Consider the following 17,809-nt stretch of genomic DNA (forward strand, 5'->3'; position numbering starts at 1 on the left):
TTGAAAAGCCTCCCCTGGAGGCTTTTCTTTTTTCCACCGGTTTCAATCCTTCACTCCTCTTCTCTACATTTATAAAAAACAAAATCTCATGGACTATATCCAGGTTACTGAACAACACGAGCCTTTCGTTGCCCTGATCCGGTTGAACAGACCGAAAGAACTAAACGCACTCAACATTCAACTCATGCAAGAGCTACGCGATACACTTCAGCAACTCGACAAGAATGAAGCAGTACGCGTGGTGATCATCACGGGAAATGAACAGGCTTTTGCTGCCGGTGCCGACATTAAACAAATGGCCGACAAGAGTGCTATCGATATGTTGATGATCGACCAGTTCAGCACGTGGGATCAGATACGAAAAATCAAGAAGCCGATCATTGCTGCTGTTTCAGGTTTTGCTTTAGGAGGTGGTTGTGAATTAGCGATGATGTGCGACATGATCATTGCATCCGAGAGTTCAAAATTTGGTCAGCCCGAAATAAAGATCGGAGTTATACCCGGTGCCGGTGGAACACAACGCCTTACAAAAGCGATTGGTAAAGCAAAAGCAATGGAACTTGTTCTGACGGGAAGATTTATATCGGCAGAAGAAGCACTATCATATGGGCTGGTAAATAAAGTAGTGCCTGTTGAAATGTACCTATACGAAGCAACACAGTTAGCAAAAGAAATTGCACAGATGTCGCCAGTAGCAGCGCAGCTCGCAAAAGAAGCTGTGAACCGGTCATTCGAAACACATCTGGATGAAGGCTTATCATTCGAGCGCAAGAACTTCTATCTCGCCTTTGCATCCGAAGATCAGAAAGAAGGTATGCGTGCATTTGTAGAGAGACGCAAGGCAGAGTTTAAAGGGAAGTAGCTGTTAACGAAATTGAATATCGAACATGGAACACCGATTAATGAATGTTGAAGTTGGTAGTGGCGACACTGAACTCTTTTCGCGACTAACTATTAACGGATAACTTCTACAGCAGCAGCGTCACTTAATAACTTTCTTCAGCACAGCCCTGGTTTTACCCCGTGGCACAAAGCGATGCACAATATTGAAGCGCAGATTGCCGGTGTTGAGTTCCATCTTTCTATCGCGATGCGAGGTGAGATTTATATTCTTGTTTACAAAAACAAAACTGAACGCCCATACTTTTGAATTATACCCCGCAAAAAAACTGAACGATGAATTAGGGCTTAGTGAAGATGACTTTACGCGCTTGCCATCTATAAGCAAGGAGTTGGTGCCGTAGTCCAGGCTTACCGTTGCCTGGCCGGTAGCAAAGAAATGTTTCTTCCATACAAAAGTATATACATACCCTATATTAGGACCAACCTCCACAAAGTCGATACGTTCTATTGAGGTTTCTTGTGGAAGCGTTTGGAGAGCAGCCGGAATCAAAGCACTGTCGCCCCGCGTATAGCCTGTAAAAAATTCAAGTCCCGCCAGCAAAGAGCCTGCTGATTTCTTCTGCCACTCACTTTGCAGGAAAGACGACCTATAGGAAAATCGCTTGTGATTAAATACGTATTGCCCTGATATACCAAAGAAGCGCACTTTTATATCCGGACGAATATAGTAGCCGGTAGTTCCGTCCCGGATCTGACTGTTGTTCATATAAAAACCATTATAGAACTGACCGAATCCATCTACCAAGATCTTGCGGCCATAGACGTGTGTTTGCAAATCGAGGTATTTTGTTTTGCCTTTCGCTGCATCATTATTTAGAAAGCCAAAGCCATACGCCAGATTTAGAGTAGCCCATTTATAGGTGGCGCCCACCCCCATATTGAGTGTTGTATTAGGGCGATAGCGAATATGAATAGCCTCGTTCAAATCTCTATAGCGCAACGATGTATATTTCTGAGAAAAGTAAAATCGCCCGGTAATAATCTTGTCGTAAGAAGTATAGTATGTACTGTCGTACTGGGCCAGACCGCTATACGCACAGAGTAAGAAAAATGCTATCAAGGGTTGCCTCAGCACACTATATCGTTTTTATTTTTCTATACTCCTGAAAAACGGTGCCACGCCCAATAGCATCACGAACTGCCAACATCTTAAAAAAGAAAAAGCAACGGCTGATAAACCGTTGCTTTTATTCTACATGTAGTAAAGATATGTCTTATCGTACGTTGATACCGAAACCAACGGTGAGCGCATTATATTTTTGTAAAGTATAGTCAGCATGCAAAGTAAATACAGCCAGCTTGAGGCGGAAACCTGCCGTCATGCGAGGGCCAGAGGCTGTATAGCGAAGATCAACCGGGTTTACCTCCTGTGCCTGGTAAGTGCCATCGTTGTTCACATCCCATTTACCAAGCATACTCAGATTCGATTTAACAATGTTATAACCCAAACCGCCATATACTGTCAGAACAGATACTTTCTTGGAGATAACCCCCTGAATAGTTGTGGCATTCATCGCCATCTCACCTTTTGCGTTTTCAGTCATGATATCTGTATCGGTATATTTATAGTCGATAGCCAGGTGGGTATAGCCTACGAAAGCCGAAAGATCGAATGGCAACAACCGGAGGCCAGGTATATATTGCTTTACATCGTGCATGATACCTATACCGAACATCTTGAATTGTGAATCATCATTGATGTTAATATTCGGTGTGAAGCGCACCTTCAGGTCTGTTCCTTTTGGTAAACCTATACCCAGATGTACCATTGGTACAGGCATCCAGTTTTTACCAACGTTATGTTTCAGGTCAAGACCACCCGGGCCTTCAAATGTATCATTGTTCAGGATGTTTCCCTTTTCCTGGTATACAGGCGCTCTGTCGGGGCCAAATATAGTAGGAGCCTGCGGATAGTCCGGAGATCCCTGCGGATAGCTAACACTACCCGGCTGCACCATCTCTACTCTTGAGAGACTAAGCTTTGATACATCGTAAAACAATTCACTTTTCGGAATAGTCATGGCACTGGCTGTAATGGTCAGATCAATACCAATAAGTTTGTGCGTTTTGGCGGTGTTATACCAGCCGGAGTTAAGGCCAAGAGCAACACTTTTCATGAAGGGAGCGATGTAGCCATCGATCAGTAATTTCCCGTCATTAATGTCTTCTTTCAATAACCGATCTATATCGTCCTGGGCGAAGACCGATACGGATGTAGTAAAAAATAGACCGAGTACAACTGCTGTTCTTTTGATCAATTCCATATTTTTTTAATTAGACGCTAATTCATTCTAAAATATAAGATTTGGTAAACTTTGTTTAAGTAAAGATGATAAAATAATCATAGGTCTTAGGTCTTGCTTTGTATTTTTGCCGAAGAATGGAGTTTCTATACAGCATTTCAATACAGGTAGTTGGGGTTTTAATACAACTCGCAAGCCTGTTTCATCCTAAAGCAAAAGCATTTGTTGCAGGTCGCAGGAAAATATTCAGGCGATTAGCAGCCGATATACCCGGCACAACGCCCCTGGTATGGGTCCACTGCGCTTCATTGGGAGAATTTGAGCAAGGCCGTCCCGTGATCGAAGCATTGAAGAAAGAATTTCCGCAGGTATCTATTCTGCTTACCTTCTTCTCTCCTTCCGGATATGAGGTGCGTAAGAACTATGAACAGGCAGACTATGTATACTATCTCCCGCTGGATACTGCCGCCAATGCCCGCAAGTTTATTTCGATTACCAAACCTACGCTTGCTATTTTTGTTAAATACGAATTTTGGTATCACTATACACGCGAGCTACAAGCTTATAACATTCCGCTTATCTCTATATCCGCTATATTTCGTAAAGACCAATTGTTCTTTCAACGTTATGGCGGATTCTATCGGAAGATACTCACTCACTTCTCTTACTTCTTTGTACAGAATGACGAGTCGCGGCATTTGCTGCAATCTATAGGCGTCACTAATGCCAAACGCGTAGGTGATACACGCTTCGACCGTGTGCATCATGTTGTAAAGCAAGGCGGGGAGATTGTTATAGCACAAGCTTTCAAGAACGAACAAAAGTGTATGGTGATTGGCAGCTGTTGGCAAGAAGATATGGATGTGCTGGCGCCCTTCATTAATGAGAACAAGATGAAGTTCATCATCGCTCCGCATGAAGTAACGGAATCATTCATTACCAATCTTGAAAAATCATTGCTGGTAAAATCGATCCGGTACTCTGCAGCCGACAATAAAAAACTGGACGATTACCAGGTGCTCATCATCGATAACATTGGCATGCTTTCTCGTCTCTATCGCTATGGCGAATTTGCCTATATAGGCGGCGCCTTCGGCAAGGGCCTGCATAACATTCTGGAAGCTGCGTGCTACGGTGTGCCTATACTCTTTGGTAACAAGAATTTTGAAAAATTTCAGGAAGCTGTTGATCTTATTAACCGGGGCGGTGCCTTTGAAGTATCGGACTATACCGATCTGAAAACGAAGTACGAAATGCTGAATATACCCGAAAACTTCCTGCTGGCCTGCGAAGTAACGAGACAGTATGTGGAGGAGAACCTGGGCGCAACGGAGAAGATTATGGAGTATTGCAGGAAGATTGTTGCTAATCGTTAACCCTATATATGCAAACTTGAATATCGAACAAAGGAACATCGATCAACGAATGTTGAAGTATAAAGACACTCCACTAATCTCACACTCACACCCCAGCAGTCAGAGGCATGATGCCAGCAGCCATTTCTGAATATCAAACAACAATTAACGAATAACGGATAACGCTCCACCATGATTGGAACAGTAGTACGCTCCACCGGATCCTTTTATGACGTGCTCGCAGAGGGTAAGAAATATACCTGTCGCGTGCGTGGCAAGATCCGTTTGGAGGGTATAAAAGAAACCAACCCTGTAGCGGTGGGCGATCGTGTGGATTTTGATCTCGATCATGATATAGGTTCTATCACGGCTATACTTCCGCGCGATAATCATATACTTCGGCAATCGGTAAAGAAGACCGGACACTCGCATGTGCTGGCCGCAAACATCGATCAGGCTATGCTGGTAGTAACGCTGGCCATGCCGCGAACTTCCTTAGGGTTTATTGATCGCTTCCTGGTAAGTGCAGAGTCTTTTCGCATTCCGCAAATCATTGTGTTTAACAAGAAAGATCTGTTGAGTGAAGAAGAAGCCGAACATGTAAAGCAGCTTATAGCGCTATATGAAAGTATAGGTGTCACGTGCTTCTCTATATCCGCTCAGTCGGATAATCCGGAGATGATCCGCGCGATGTTACAGGATAAGATAACGCTTATAGCCGGGCACTCCGGTGTGGGTAAATCTACCTTGCTTAACAAGATCGCTCCTGCTATTAACCAGGCTGTTGGCGATATATCAGCATTCTCTGAAAAAGGTACGCACACTACTACCTTTGCCGAAATGTTTTCGCTGGATGAAAAGACATTTGTAGTTGATACACCCGGTGTAAAAGAATGGGGATTGGTAGAGATGAGCGAACAGGAAATATCGGATTACTTTCCTGAGATGCGCGACCTGCGACTGTCCTGTAAATTTGGCGCACGCTGTATTCATGTAAACGAACCCAAGTGTGCGATCATTGATGCTGTACAGAATGGCACCATTGCCCTGAGCCGGTACGAGAACTATATCAGTATGGTATTGGGAGAAGACAACCGGAAGTAATTACTATGGAATACATTGCTAATGGCCGTCACTATTCATATCACTCGCAGGGAGAAAGAATGTGGGGTAATGATACCGTATTGCTGGATTCAAGTATAGACCTGACCTCAGGAAAACCCTGGCATGCTACAGGCTTCACTATCGAAAAGCTCTTTGACGATTCTTTATATAGTACATTCTCAAAAAATGTATATGCTTTATTGATCGATCGTTGGCAACAAGCCGGGTTACCGGTTCAACACAATTTTCCGTTACAGAACTATCATACTATAGCTCCTGATTTTGAAACACATATTCGTGCTGTTGACAAAACTAAATTACTTTCTGTAAGCGATTTTCCGGTTCCCATTCAATTGCTGGAAGAAAGAATTTCAGAAATTTGCAAAGCATCGCTCATTGCCCGGAACCCGTTTGATGAGCAACGTATATTTCATTTTCGGGTGATACGACCTAGTAAAACGGACAATAATCCACTTCACAGAGATGTATGGCTGGAGGATTATGATAATTGTATCAACCTATATATACCCATTGCCGGAAGCAGTGAATTGACTTCACTCATGATTATTCCCGGAAGTCATACATGGCCTGAATCAAAAATCGAACGCACTGTAAAGGGTGCCGATATTAACGGCATTAAATACAATGTTCCTGCCGTCACATCCATTCGTGGTGACTTTACTATGCTGCGTCCATCACCTGGCCCGAACGAAGTTTTGATATTCTCTCCTTATCTCATCCATGGTGGTTCGATCAACTCTTCTGATAACGAGACACGCATCTCCATAGAAATTCGTCTTTGGAAGCGGTGATCAGGTAAACTTAAGTTTATTATATACTTCGCGAAGAAACGCAAGCGGCAATTTTATCTGTATCAAAATATATAAGAACGTGTCTTCAAATGAAAGTGACGTGAGCTCTTTCAATAGATGATAGAATAGTTCACCTTCTTTGAAATTCTCAGAAAAAGTAGCTTGTCGCAATTCATATCGAACGCGTTGTATGAGTGCTTTTTGTTCAGCCTGATTCTTCACCATCTTCTGTGCCTTGCGGCATACCAGGTAGGTTGAATGCAACTGAGGATCTCCTACTTTATACCACCCGGCAGACATAGACGAAGATGTTTTTCGCACTATTGTAAGTTTCTCGATGGTATAATTATACCGGTATTTTCGTGAAGAACGTACCCAGAAATCAAAATCCTCGTATGCCAGGTTCTCATCGTATCCACCCAAAGCATCCAGCACTTCTTTCCGTATCATCATCGTAGGCGATGAAATGAAATACGTGGTGAGCACATCTTTAAACACATCGCCTTCCGGTATAGCTTTGATTATCTTCTTGCGCATCAGATCCTCAAAATGATTATACAGAAACTTGCGATCGCTGGTAACATATATAGCATCCGAAAAGATTACACCTACCGAATGATCGAACCTGCGAAAAAACTCTACCTGTTTCTCTACACGCTCCGGCACCATAATATCATCTGTAGCAAAATCGATAATATACTCTCCCGTGGCGAGTGCCAGACCTTTATTAAACGCCTTGCAGTTACCCACGTTGGCAGGCATAGGCAAGAAGTATATATCAGTACGACCGGTGCGTTCTATAAATTTCCGGATAACGGAAGCGCTATCGTCCGCACTGGCATCGTCTACTACGATGATCTGGATATTGCTATAGGTTTGATCTACTACCGACTGCAAGGCTTCTTCTACAAAGCGCGCGTGGTTATAACATAAGCATATTATGGAAACAAGCGGCCCCTGCACTACCATATTTTTCGAAAGGTTAGCTTGGGTGTTGGCTTTCCACCCAGTCGCAATTTAAAATCAAGCAAGCCAAAATTAGGTTTACCCTCTATAGCCGAGGTTCCGAGATCGAGCATGGCTATAGATTCGTCTGCACAAAAACGATGCATACCATCGATGAGCATTACCACCGGGCTATACGAATCATATTCTTTATCGTGGTCGCAATAAAAATTATAGAGTATATCGTCCTGCACCCGTATAGCAATGGAAGCTGCTACCAGTTTGCCTTCGTGATATATAGTAAAGAGATGATGCCGCTCAGGAAATTCATTAACTGTTTTTCGCAAATCGGCTAACGTCATGGATAAAGTATAGCCCTTCTGCTTTCGGCAGGCGAGTATAAACAGGTATATATCATCCAGCAGTTCAGCAGATACCGAGCGAAAAAACAGTCGCGCTTCCTGTGCCTGGCGAAGTTTTCTCTTCTCCCATGTATCCGCTTTTTCTTTAAACTCGTGCTTCACCTCCACAATGGTTCCTACTTCCGCATCAATCACCTGGAAGCCATTGTTCAGCAAAAATGTTTCAGTCAGCGCAGCCCGTCTATAGCGATAATTCTGCGGAGCATTTTTAATGGTAAAACTGGTAGCTCCTTTATCTTTTATACGGCTGATTACAAACTCCAGAAACGCATAAAGAACAACAGGCGCTATATCGTCCGAACATTCTATACCACCAAAAGGCGAGCGCAGCGGGCTTCGGGCATCTATACCTTCCAGATGAACATGCATGAGGCAATCCACGCATTTATATTTATCGTGCAAGGCGTAGAAAGTATACCAGCCATCGGGCGATTGCAGGTATAGATGTTCGTATCGATTGAACAGGGAGACAGCAAGATCGGTTGAATAAGCGATCGGCAGAACGCCTTCGTGAAAACTATACTCTTCCAATCAATAGGGGATTCCGAGTTTCTTATAAACGAAGTGCATAAGCCAGGCCGGACCGATAAGCAGGAATTGAACATCTTTCAAAAAAGATGGCTTCTTTCCTTCCACTTTGTGTCCATAGAACTGGCCGATCCAGGCAAGCACAAATATACCAATACTAATAGCCCAGAGTGGCGCTATGCCGAGGCGTGTTATACCATTGGCTACCGCCAGGCACAATACACCAAACAACATCATACCAATGCTCAGTGGTATAGATAACGAAACATAATAGATCGTTACCAGTATAAGCACAACGGTTGCCCAGTTGGCATATACATTTCCCTGGCCCAATACAGATTGAACCGGTTGTGAAGGTATAGATGCAATAAGCCCAACAATGCTGAAGAATATCAGCGGCACACAAATCCAGTGAATGGATTTATTTGTATGATTCTGATGGCTTTCACCATACTCTAACAACAGTTGATCTATTCTGCGCATACCGTTTTTTCTTTTGGGGTAAGAAATTTACTTCATTCCTATCAATCTTCAAACGCTTCCTTTATCAGGCAGCAACCTTCGTTTTCACTTTCTGCCAGTCTTTGATCTGCCAGTGTATGTTTCCGGTGGTAAGATGATTTCCCTGCGCATCGTGGATCTTTACTTCGCAAATGATTACTACCGATTCTTGTGTTTTTAAAGGATCGTATATAAAACGTTGCAACCAATCTTCTGAAATAGTGAACGTAGCAGTTGCATCCATCTTGCCCTGGTAATGATAATCCATCTCCAGGCGTTGCATAATGAGGCGATACTTTTTTGAATCGAGTTTGCTGATCAGCAGAAAACCTGTGGTAAACTCCGAGACTGTAGCCAATGCACAGGCATGTATACCACGTATATGGTTGAAGTTCTTTTTAGCATATGGAATGGATGTTTTCAAATGATAGTCTCCTATTTCCAGTATTCGGAAACCATGGGGTCTATTAAAGGGAATCATCCGGTTCAGAGACCAGTTCAGGAGCTTGCGGTAAAAGGCAGATGACTTGGCTTTTTGCACGGCAGTATTTAAATCCAGCATAATTTTCAACAATTCGATGGAAGTTAAAGGGATTTTCCTGGATTGAAAAGCCTCCCGAAATTACTTGCGGCCGATTGGCATGATTTTAGGACTTACCCCGACAAATAAAAATTACAGGGTATCTACCCCTACGACAATGAAAACGAAAAAATTTAAAATTATTGACCTGTTGTTGATGGCTCCTACTATTGCTGCGTTGTTATACGGTATCATCATTTCCATTCACTTCTGATTCGAAGTAAACATCCGCTATATATAGTATATATTCAGAATGTCCGGTATACCCTTGGTTGCCGGACATTTTATGAATACTTGAAAACAGCCTGAATGGCTACACGGGCAATGCGTTCATCTTCATCTTCTGACAGCCCGCTGATACCGATACCTCCAATTACTTTGCCCTGCTGCACAATCGGTACACCACCACCAAAACCCGTTATACTTTTATCGCCCCAGAATGCCGGTGGCCGATCATTCCCCAACATAAAATCTCCCATCTGCTTGGTCGATTTACGATCGCGTGCCGAAGTATAGGCTTTATTGTGGGCTATAACAGAAGCGGCAGGACTCGCTTCATCCATGCGTATAAAAGCAATCAGTTCTCCTTCCGGTCCGGCAACCGATGCGGCTACATGTTTTTTTATCCTCAACGCTTCCTGCACTACTTGTTGCAACAGCTCAAGCGCTTCGGTATAACTAATTTTCTCAAAAGTATACATACAGGTATCAGGTATAGTATATAGGCTTTCTTATCCGTTCCTGGCAGCAGCCAGTTTACTCTTCCAGTAACCATAGCTGAAGTATATCACCAGTCCGAAGAGCATCCATCCAAAGAACACTCCCCAACTGCGAGCCGGTATCTCAATCATCAGGTACAGGCAGCATAACATACCCAGTACGGGTATCAGCGACAGCTTCTTTATAAAGGAAGCAACGGTGATCGCTGCGGCCAGTATAATGAACACGATGAACAGAATTTCCTGGTGCGATTCGTTACTGATGTTGCTTACCGATGCAGTAACTCGCTCGCGAAATCCATATAGGAATATAGCGAAAAAAATCGGCACTATCCAGCGGCTGTTGATATAGGGAAGATTGAATTTTTTGGCTTCTTTATTCGGCACTTCCGGCAACATCAACACACCTCCACATACCAGTACAAACGCAAACAAGGTTCCTATACTGGTAAGGTCAGTCATCAATGCACTCTCAACAAACAACGAAGGTATCGCTACTATAAAACCGGTTACGATGGTAGAGAAAGAAGGCGTTTGAAATTTAGGATGGATAGAAGAGAAACGCTTCGGCAACAATCCGTCACGACTCATACTCATCCATATACGCGGCTGGCCTATCTGAAACACCAGCAACACACTGGTAGCTGCAAGCACAGCACTAACCGAAATAAAGAACCCTACCTTGCCGAGGTTGATCTTTTCAAATACATACGCCAATGGATCGGATACATTATTGAACTCTGAATAATTTACCATACCGGTAATTACCAGCGTTACTATTACATAAATAACTGTACAGATAATAAGCGAGTATATCATGCCCCGAGGCAGATCGCGCTGCGGGTTGGCACACTCTTCGGCTGTAGTAGATATAGCATCAAAACCTATATACGCGAAAAACACGGCAGAAACTCCTTTCAATACTCCTGTAAAATTGTTGGGTAAAAATGGAGTCCAGTTATCGGTGTTGATATAGAACAATCCCACAATAACAATGATCGCCAGCACCACCAGCTTTAAACCCACCATAAAGTTAGCGCTGCTGCGGCTCTCTTTTATACCTATATAGGCTAATATAGTAATGAGTGCAATGATCATGGCAGCCGGCAGATTACAGATAAATCTAAAGCCACCAACGAGCGGTGCCGTAGTCCACGCCATACCATCCGTAGAAGTTCCGGCAGCAATCGCTGCTTCGTACGATGTTCGGGCCGTTGTAGGGTCGGTAGCAAGCCATGCCGGTAAATGTATACCTATACCTTCCAGCAGGTTGGCAAAGTAACTGCTCCACGAAATAGAAACCACCACGTTACCAATACCATACTCTAATATGAGCGCCCACCCGATAACCCAGGCAGCCACTTCACCAAAAGTTACATAGGAATAGGTATAGGCACTGCCCGCTACAGGAACACGCGAAGCAAACTCGGCATAGCATAAAGCCGTAAACCCGCAGGTAACAGCTGTGATAATGAACAGAAATATAACACCCGGCCCGCCATCATAAGCCGCCTGTCCGATAGTGGAAAAGATACCGGCTCCTATTACAGCCGCTATACCCAGCGAGGTAAGGTCGCGGACACCGAGTACTTTTTTAAGACCTGCGGAGCCGTGGTCATTGCTTCCTTCTTCAACATCTTTGAGGATTGCCGGGATTGATTTCTTTCGGAATAGGGAGTTCGACATTCAGTTCAGGTTTAAGGAGGGCTCAAAATAAGTAAAAATTAAACAGGTTTGTTGCTGAAAGAGGCTCTATAGACACTTGTTTTCAGAATAACCACTAAAATTTTGAACGATTAAAAGATGAGTTGATTTTTTAAATTAACTTCATGGCCAGAGTGGAAGGAAAATTTTTTAAACGCTGTCAATTTGGATTTTTTAATGACTCCTCCGAAAGAACACCCGGACAACGCTGCTGATGAGGGCGTAGTGCCGAAGACCAATATTACCGCAGAAGAACTTAACCTTTTGCCGCTGAAGGCTTTCAGTGGCAAGGTGAGCGTTATTACCGATACTGAAAAACTGACTAAGGCTGTAAAGGAGATCGAAAAACATCCGGTGGTTGGCTTCGATACGGAGACGCGCCCCAGCTTTAAAAAAGGACAATCGTATAGTGTTGCACTGCTTCAACTCGCGTTACCTCAAAAAGTATTTCTTATACGCTTGCATCACACAGGCGTTACCGATGAGCTCGCCTCTATCTTTGAAAATACCAACATCATTAAAGCTGGTGTAGCCATTCGTGACGACATCAAGGCATTGCAAAAGATCAAGCGCTTTCATCCGCAGGGATTTGTAGAGCTTGCCAATCTCTCGAAGGAGAAAGGACTGCAGGTAGAGAGCGTTAAAAAACTAACGGGACTGCTACTGGGCTTTCGCATTTCAAAAAGTGCGCAGACTTCCAACTGGGAGGCTCCTACGCTTACCGAAAAACAGATCGAATATGCTGCCACCGATGCGTGGGTGTGCCTGGAGATCTATAAAAAACTGATCGCCTCAGAATAATTCTTCCGGTTATCACGCTGCGTGTAACCCTGACTATGCGAACTGAGTTTATACCTCGTACCTGAAAGGTAATGAGTCGGTTATGCTACCTAATTCGCACAATGGTTATTCCTTTCAACATCTCGTTCGTATACTATACTTTGAAACTATATATTAAATGACCCCATCTGTTAAGATTCTCAAGCAGGAAATTCTCTCTGCCAACTGGTATAAACTTTATAAATATACTTACTCGCTTACTGATAAGCATGGCAAAGAACTAACGCAGAGTCGTGAGGCATACGATCGCGGCAATGGTGCTACTATACTCTTATATAACAAACAGCAACGCACCGTTATTCTCACCAAGCAATTTCGCCTGCCTACATTTGTAAATGGCAATGAAAGTGAGAATGGTATGCTCATTGAAGCCTGCGCAGGGTTGCTTGACCTGGATAATCCGGAAGATTGCATCCGCAGAGAAACCGAAGAAGAGACCGGGTATCGAATCTCGCATGTAAAAAAGATATTCGATGTATATATGTCACCCGGCTCTGTAACGGAGATCCTTTACTTCTTTATTGGCGAATATACCCGCGAGCAAAAAGTAAACGAAGGTGGCGGTGTGGATGAAGACGAGAACATTGAAGTGCTGGAATATGATTTCGAAAAAGCGTACGGCATGATTGCCACCGGAGAAATTCGCGATGCAAAAACCATTATGCTGCTGCAATACGCCAAACTTCACAATCTTTTTACAGCCTGAACAGCAAAGAGCAGGGTAGTTAATTGGCATTAACTTTTTTATTTTAGGCATAAACATACCTTATGCCGCGCTTTATACTTTCTCTGCTCTTTGTTTTAACTCTCACGGTGAGTTATGCTCAGAAGCTTCAGCTCACCGAGCTCACTACTGAATATCAACGCAATCCGATCGGGATCGACATCACCACTCCGCGCTTTAGCTGGAAGCTGAGTTCGCCTGCTCGTGATGTTATGCAAACCGCTTACGAAGTACGTGTAAGCAATGACGACAAATCGAAATCGGTAGTATGGCAAAGCGGAAGAGTTACTTCCGATCAATCGGTGTTCATTGCCTACTCAGGTGCGCCACTCAAGGCCACACAACGGTACCGCTGGCAGGCACGCGCGTGGGATAACAAAGGCAACGCTGCTCCCTGGAGTGAGGTGCAATTCTTTGAGATGGGATTGCTGAAGCCCACCGACTGGACCGCGAACTGGATAGAACCTGCTATACCGGGCGACAGTGTTAACAGCCCTTCACCGATGCTGCGCAGAACCTTTGATATAAAAAAATCAATCGCTTCTGCACGCCTCTATATTACCGCACACGGACTATATGAATCCTTCATCAATGGCAAGCGCGTGGGCAATCAATATCTTACCCCCGGCTGGACAAGCTATAACAAGAGATTGCAATATCAGACCTACGATGTTACAACACTGCTTCGAAACGGTAGCAACGCAACGGGGGTGCTGCTGGGCGATGGCTGGTATCGCGGTAACCTGGCGTGGGGCGGACTAAAAAACATTTATGGTAAAACGCTGGGTATACTCTATCAACTGGAGATAACCTATACCGATGGCTCGAAAGAAGTTATAGCTTCTGATGATAAGTGGAAAGCCTCCACGGGCGCTATACGAAGAGCCGGTATATATTATGGCGAAGCATACGATGCACGCCTCGAAAAGAAAGGTTGGGCAGAAACAGGCTATAGCGATGCCGACTGGCAGGGAGTAAATATACTCTCCGGAGGAAAAGAAAATATACTCGCTGCCTATGGACCTCCGGTAAGAAAGCATGAAACCTTCAAACCGGTAAAAATCTTTAAAACTCCGAAAGGGCAAACCGTGGTTGACTTCGGCCAGAACCTGGTGGGGTGGATAACCCTTCGTGTAAAAGGAGATGCTGGCGACAAAGTTACTGTGCGCCATGCGGAGGTACTTGATAAAGATAAAAACGTTTACCTCGAAAACCTGCGTGCTGCCGAAGCCGAAGTGGTATATACCTTGAAGGGCGGTGGTGAAGAAGTATACGAACCACACTTCAGCTTTTTTGGATTTCGCTATGCGTGGGTAGAGGGATTCCCCGGAACACTAACAGCGGATAACATCTCAGCTACAGCGCTATATTCGGACATGACGCCTACGGGAAATTTCTCCTGCTCCAATGCACTCGTCAATCAATTGCAGCATAATATACAATGGGGACAGAAAGGAAACTTTGTAGATGTACCGACTGATTGTCCGCAGCGCGATGAACGCCTCGGCTGGACAGGCGATGCACAAGTGTTTTGTCGCACGGCCACTTATAATATGAACGTTGCTCCTTTCTTTAACAAGTGGCTGAAAGATATAGCGGCCGATCAGCGCAGCGATGGTGCCGTACCTTTTGTTATTCCCAACGTGTTGGGCGATAACGCTTCAGCCTCTACCGGCTGGGCCGATGTAGCCGTAATTATACCGTGGAATATATACCAAGCCTTTGGCGACAGGCGGATATTGGAGAACCAGTATGAAAGCATGAAGGCATGGGTAAATTTCATGGAGAGCAAAAGCAAGAACGATCTCTGGAACACCGGCTTTCACTTTGGCGATTGGTTGTTCTATCGTCCGTTTGATGATAATGATGGCCGCTCGGCTGTAACCGATAAATATCTTATAGCGCAATGCTTCTGGGCGCACTCCACACAATTACTATTGAACGCTGCACAAGTGCTCGGTAAAACAGAAGATATACAACACTATACCGCGCAACTGAAAAAGATCAAAGAGGCTTTTATAAAAGAATATACTACATCTTCCGGTCGCCTGGTATCCGGCACACAAACTGCATATGTACTCGCACTTAATTTCGATATGCTTCCGGAAGAACTTCGTGCGCAGGCAGCGCAACGCCTCGCACAAAATGTAAAAGACTATGGCAACCACCTCACTACCGGTTTTCTGGGTACGCCTTATCTCTGCCATGTACTTACGCGATTCGGCTATACCGATGTTGCTTATGACTTATTGTTACAGCAGGAATATCCATCGTGGTTATACCCGGTAAAGATGGGAGCCACTACTATATGGGAACGTTGGGATGGTATGAAGCCCGATAGTACCTTTCAAACACCCGGCATGAACTCGTTCAACCACTATGCCTATGGGGCCATTGGCGATTGGATGTATCGCACTGTAGCCGGTGTACAGGAAAGTGCTGCCGGGTACAAACAGAGTCGTATAGCACCCGAACCTGCCACCGGAAAACTAACGCAGGCAACAGCAGAACTACAGACCATGTATGGCTTGATCCGCTCTTCGTGGAAAATAGATAACGGTATATATACTTTGGATGTGCAGGTGCCGCCCAACACCACGGCTGAAGTTGTATTACCGCGTGCCGCACAGCAACGTGTAACAGAGCAGAAAGCAGAGCTTACTGCCGCTAAATTTACTTCCGAGAAACAAGGCGAAAATCTGAAACTGAAACTGGGATCCGGAGTATATCACTTTGAATACAACTGGCAATAGTATATAGCAACGAAACATGTATATACTTCATTCAAATAAAAAGAGCAGCCGGGCTGGCTGCTCTTTTTATATATACCATAGCACAAATTATTGAATTACTTCTTTTATTACTACATCAATTTCTCCGGTAACCCTGGCATCATTACCGGTACTATTTGCAGAACCCGTAATCTCAAATTTACCTTTCAGATGACCGGATGATTTCTCAAAAGAAAAATCGGTAATTGTTATATCATTCTCTCCTGACTCCATACCGAAACTGATATACGGATCACTCTTCTCAGTATACTGAAAGGTATAGTTAATTCCATCCGGAGAGGTATCTGTATCATTCGAAAGCGAAAATCCCATCGAAAGGTATCCACCGGTAGCTATATCCTGTCGAAGTACACGGATATTAATCGTTCCGTCAGGCTTGACCTGGTAATACGAATAAGCGGCTCCGTTGGGATACAGTCCGGGCGCGAACTGTGTATATTCGTACGATTTATTGATTATCGTTTTATTATCGGAAGCAACTCCGTTAATCGTTCCTTTTACAAATCCCTGCTGCTGATATTCCAGTGCAGGTATATCATCGTCTTTGCAGGCAGTGAGCAATGCAACAACCGCCAGCATATATATTTTCAATACCGTATTTATGCGCATAGCTATTGTATTATTTTCTTCACTACCACATCAAACGATCCGGTTACAGTCGCTGTATTGTTGGTGCTGTTACTAATACCTGATATCGAGTAATCGCCCTTAACCTGCCCTGTGGTTGTATTGAAAGTAAAGTTTGTCAGCTGCGATACATTGGATGAACCCGTAGACATAGAGAAGTACAGGATCTTGTCGGTCTCTTTTATATAGGTGATGCTAATGTTGTAATCCGGAGAAGTATCCTGCTCATTGTCAAGCGACAGTTGTAATGTAACCAGGCCACCGGTCTGCATATCCTGCCGAACGATTTGAATGTCTATACTCTCATCGTCATGCACCGAATACAGCGAAGAGTAGGGCCCGTAGTAGGCACTTGGAGCATAACGGTTATACGTAAATTGTTCGTCTATCGCAGTTTTATCGTCAGAAGCTGTTCCGGTAATAGAACCCTGCACAGAGCCTTGCTGTATATATTCAATAGCAGGTATATCGTCATCACTACAGCCGGTAAAAAATACCAGAGCGCACAACGCCATGGCCAGAACGGATTGGGTCTTGTTCATAGGGGGATTCTTTTTGGTTAATCTATACAAGATAAACAAAAGTTTTATCTATAGCACAGTTTCGGCAACCCATATTCACCGACCTCACTCTTTCATTCACCTACCATCCTCTTCTGCACACCTATTCGCCATAGTCGCGCGCACTGTAGCAACCGTATATTCACTAAAACATCATACCACTATGAACACAACAGAGTATATGGAAAATAAAACATGCAAGAACTGGGAAAACCCTGACAGAACCGGTCGCGTATTAGCCGGCTCCGTTATACTTGGCGTAGGTGGAGTTTTACTCGCCAGCAAAATGGGTTTTGAATTTCCGGAGTGGATATTTACCTGGCAGATGCTGGTGATAACAGCCGGTATCTATATAGGAGCCAAACACCGCTTCCGTTCTTTCGGCTGGCTTATACCGGTAGCCGTAGGTGTTATTTTCCTGGTCGATCGCTTTAACGATAACTTTTCCGT

General features: G+C 44.1%; 18 protein-coding genes. 8 read left to right on the forward strand and 10 right to left on the reverse strand.

The features are described from left to right. Positions 1-88 precede the first annotated feature (88 nt). Positions 89-862 (forward strand): enoyl-CoA hydratase-related protein, encoded by a 774-nt coding sequence (locus VIN08_RS02350; protein WP_331959632.1) that lies wholly within the window; start codon positions 89-91, stop codon positions 860-862. Positions 863-982: 120 nt separating this feature from the next. Here the strand turns inward: VIN08_RS02350 and VIN08_RS02355 are convergent, their stop codons facing one another. Together VIN08_RS02355 and VIN08_RS02360 are read right to left on the reverse strand one after the other, a co-directional pair. Continuing rightward, complete coding sequence (locus VIN08_RS02355; protein ID WP_331959635.1) at positions 983-1,978, reverse strand: DUF4421 domain-containing protein; 996 nt, start codon at positions 1,976-1,978, stop codon at positions 983-985. A 139-nt stretch (positions 1,979-2,117) separates the two neighbouring features. Further along, entirely contained in the window at positions 2,118-3,167 is a 1,050-nt protein-coding gene (locus VIN08_RS02360; protein ID WP_331959638.1) for a DUF6588 family protein, read from the reverse strand. A 116-nt stretch (positions 3,168-3,283) separates the two neighbouring features. Between VIN08_RS02360 and VIN08_RS02365 the strand changes: the two genes are divergently transcribed. From VIN08_RS02365 to VIN08_RS02375, 3 genes are all read left to right on the forward strand, one after another. Continuing rightward, positions 3,284-4,522, forward strand: a complete 1,239-nt coding sequence (locus tag VIN08_RS02365; protein ID WP_331959641.1) for a 3-deoxy-D-manno-octulosonic acid transferase — start codon at positions 3,284-3,286, stop codon at positions 4,520-4,522. A 171-nt stretch (positions 4,523-4,693) separates the two neighbouring features. Continuing rightward, the gene (gene rsgA, locus VIN08_RS02370) at positions 4,694-5,605 is read left to right on the forward strand and encodes a ribosome small subunit-dependent GTPase A (RefSeq protein WP_331959644.1); all 912 of its coding nucleotides are present in this window, start codon (positions 4,694-4,696) and stop codon (positions 5,603-5,605) included. A 5-nt stretch (positions 5,606-5,610) separates the two neighbouring features. Further along, the gene (locus VIN08_RS02375; RefSeq protein WP_331959647.1) at positions 5,611-6,417 is read left to right on the forward strand and encodes a phytanoyl-CoA dioxygenase family protein; all 807 of its coding nucleotides are present in this window, start codon (positions 5,611-5,613) and stop codon (positions 6,415-6,417) included. Here the strand turns inward: VIN08_RS02375 and VIN08_RS02380 are convergent, their stop codons facing one another. The 6 genes from VIN08_RS02380 to VIN08_RS02405 form a co-directional block, all read right to left on the reverse strand. Then, positions 6,418-7,386 (reverse strand): glycosyltransferase, encoded by a 969-nt coding sequence (locus tag VIN08_RS02380; RefSeq protein WP_331959650.1) that lies wholly within the window; start codon positions 7,384-7,386, stop codon positions 6,418-6,420. It abuts the gene before it with no gap. Next, positions 7,380-8,315, reverse strand: a complete 936-nt coding sequence (locus tag VIN08_RS02385) for a GNAT family N-acetyltransferase (RefSeq protein WP_331959653.1) — start codon at positions 8,313-8,315, stop codon at positions 7,380-7,382. Before VIN08_RS02385 ends, VIN08_RS02380 begins: the two co-directional genes overlap by 7 nt. Continuing rightward, positions 8,316-8,795, reverse strand: coding sequence for a DUF962 domain-containing protein (locus tag VIN08_RS02390; protein ID WP_331959656.1), 480 nt, complete (start codon positions 8,793-8,795; stop codon positions 8,316-8,318). A gap of 64 nt (positions 8,796-8,859) precedes the next feature. Then, positions 8,860-9,375 carry a DUF4442 domain-containing protein gene (locus VIN08_RS02395; RefSeq protein ID WP_331959659.1) on the reverse strand — a complete coding sequence of 172 codons (516 nt, stop codon included), beginning with the start codon at positions 9,373-9,375 and terminating at the stop codon, positions 8,860-8,862. A 302-nt stretch (positions 9,376-9,677) separates the two neighbouring features. Then, positions 9,678-10,094, reverse strand: a complete 417-nt coding sequence (locus VIN08_RS02400; protein ID WP_331959662.1) for a heme-binding protein — start codon at positions 10,092-10,094, stop codon at positions 9,678-9,680. A 30-nt stretch (positions 10,095-10,124) separates the two neighbouring features. Beyond that, positions 10,125-11,798, reverse strand: coding sequence for an amino acid permease (locus VIN08_RS02405; protein WP_331959665.1), 1,674 nt, complete (start codon positions 11,796-11,798; stop codon positions 10,125-10,127). A 183-nt stretch (positions 11,799-11,981) separates the two neighbouring features. Here VIN08_RS02405 and VIN08_RS02410 point away from each other — a divergent pair, with 183 nt between their 5' ends. From VIN08_RS02410 to VIN08_RS02420, 3 genes are all read left to right on the forward strand, one after another. Beyond that, entirely contained in the window at positions 11,982-12,617 is a 636-nt protein-coding gene (locus VIN08_RS02410; protein ID WP_331959668.1) for a 3'-5' exonuclease, read from the forward strand. Between the two features lie 157 nt (positions 12,618-12,774). Further along, on the forward strand, positions 12,775-13,362 hold the full coding sequence (nudK, locus tag VIN08_RS02415; protein ID WP_331959671.1) for a GDP-mannose pyrophosphatase NudK: 588 nt from the start codon (positions 12,775-12,777) through the stop codon (positions 13,360-13,362). Between the two features lie 62 nt (positions 13,363-13,424). Next, positions 13,425-16,133 carry a glycoside hydrolase family 78 protein gene (locus tag VIN08_RS02420; RefSeq protein ID WP_331959674.1) on the forward strand — a complete coding sequence of 903 codons (2,709 nt, stop codon included), beginning with the start codon at positions 13,425-13,427 and terminating at the stop codon, positions 16,131-16,133. An 87-nt stretch (positions 16,134-16,220) separates the two neighbouring features. Here the strand turns inward: VIN08_RS02420 and VIN08_RS02425 are convergent, their stop codons facing one another. Further along, positions 16,221-16,781 carry a hypothetical protein gene (locus tag VIN08_RS02425; protein ID WP_331959677.1) on the reverse strand — a complete coding sequence of 187 codons (561 nt, stop codon included), beginning with the start codon at positions 16,779-16,781 and terminating at the stop codon, positions 16,221-16,223. A gap of 2 nt (positions 16,782-16,783) precedes the next feature. Further along, the gene (locus VIN08_RS02430; protein ID WP_331959680.1) at positions 16,784-17,341 is read right to left on the reverse strand and encodes a hypothetical protein; all 558 of its coding nucleotides are present in this window, start codon (positions 17,339-17,341) and stop codon (positions 16,784-16,786) included. Between the two features lie 181 nt (positions 17,342-17,522). Here VIN08_RS02430 and VIN08_RS02435 point away from each other — a divergent pair. Continuing rightward, a partial coding sequence (locus tag VIN08_RS02435) for a LiaF transmembrane domain-containing protein (RefSeq protein ID WP_414693233.1) occupies positions 17,523-17,809 on the forward strand: 287 nt, incomplete at its 3' end.

This window comes from Ohtaekwangia sp. (genome assembly GCF_036568665.1).
Classification (GTDB): domain Bacteria; phylum Bacteroidota; class Bacteroidia; order Cytophagales; family Cyclobacteriaceae; genus Ohtaekwangia.

Excerpts from the sequence above, each read along its gene's own strand:
- VIN08_RS02430 (WP_331959680.1), bottom strand. The coding sequence starts at position 17,341 with ATGAACAAGACCCAATCCGTTCTGGCCATGGCGTTGTGCGCTCTGGTA.
- VIN08_RS02350 (WP_331959632.1), top strand. The coding sequence starts at position 89 with ATGGACTATATCCAGGTTACTGAACAACACGAGCCTTTCGTTGCCCTG.
- VIN08_RS02420 (WP_331959674.1), top strand. The coding sequence starts at position 13,425 with ATGCCGCGCTTTATACTTTCTCTGCTCTTTGTTTTAACTCTCACGGTG.
- VIN08_RS02375 (WP_331959647.1), top strand. The coding sequence starts at position 5,611 with ATGGAATACATTGCTAATGGCCGTCACTATTCATATCACTCGCAGGGA.
- nudK (WP_331959671.1), top strand. The coding sequence starts at position 12,775 with ATGACCCCATCTGTTAAGATTCTCAAGCAGGAAATTCTCTCTGCCAAC.
- VIN08_RS02405 (WP_331959665.1), bottom strand. The coding sequence starts at position 11,798 with ATGTCGAACTCCCTATTCCGAAAGAAATCAATCCCGGCAATCCTCAAA.
- VIN08_RS02395 (WP_331959659.1), bottom strand. The coding sequence starts at position 9,375 with ATGCTGGATTTAAATACTGCCGTGCAAAAAGCCAAGTCATCTGCCTTT.
- rsgA (WP_331959644.1), top strand. The coding sequence starts at position 4,694 with ATGATTGGAACAGTAGTACGCTCCACCGGATCCTTTTATGACGTGCTC.
- VIN08_RS02365 (WP_331959641.1), top strand. The coding sequence starts at position 3,284 with ATGGAGTTTCTATACAGCATTTCAATACAGGTAGTTGGGGTTTTAATA.
- VIN08_RS02425 (WP_331959677.1), bottom strand. The coding sequence starts at position 16,781 with ATGCGCATAAATACGGTATTGAAAATATATATGCTGGCGGTTGTTGCA.
- VIN08_RS02360 (WP_331959638.1), bottom strand. The coding sequence starts at position 3,167 with ATGGAATTGATCAAAAGAACAGCAGTTGTACTCGGTCTATTTTTTACT.
- VIN08_RS02390 (WP_331959656.1), bottom strand. The coding sequence starts at position 8,795 with ATGCGCAGAATAGATCAACTGTTGTTAGAGTATGGTGAAAGCCATCAG.
- VIN08_RS02380 (WP_331959650.1), bottom strand. The coding sequence starts at position 7,386 with ATGGTAGTGCAGGGGCCGCTTGTTTCCATAATATGCTTATGTTATAAC.
- VIN08_RS02400 (WP_331959662.1), bottom strand. The coding sequence starts at position 10,094 with ATGTATACTTTTGAGAAAATTAGTTATACCGAAGCGCTTGAGCTGTTG.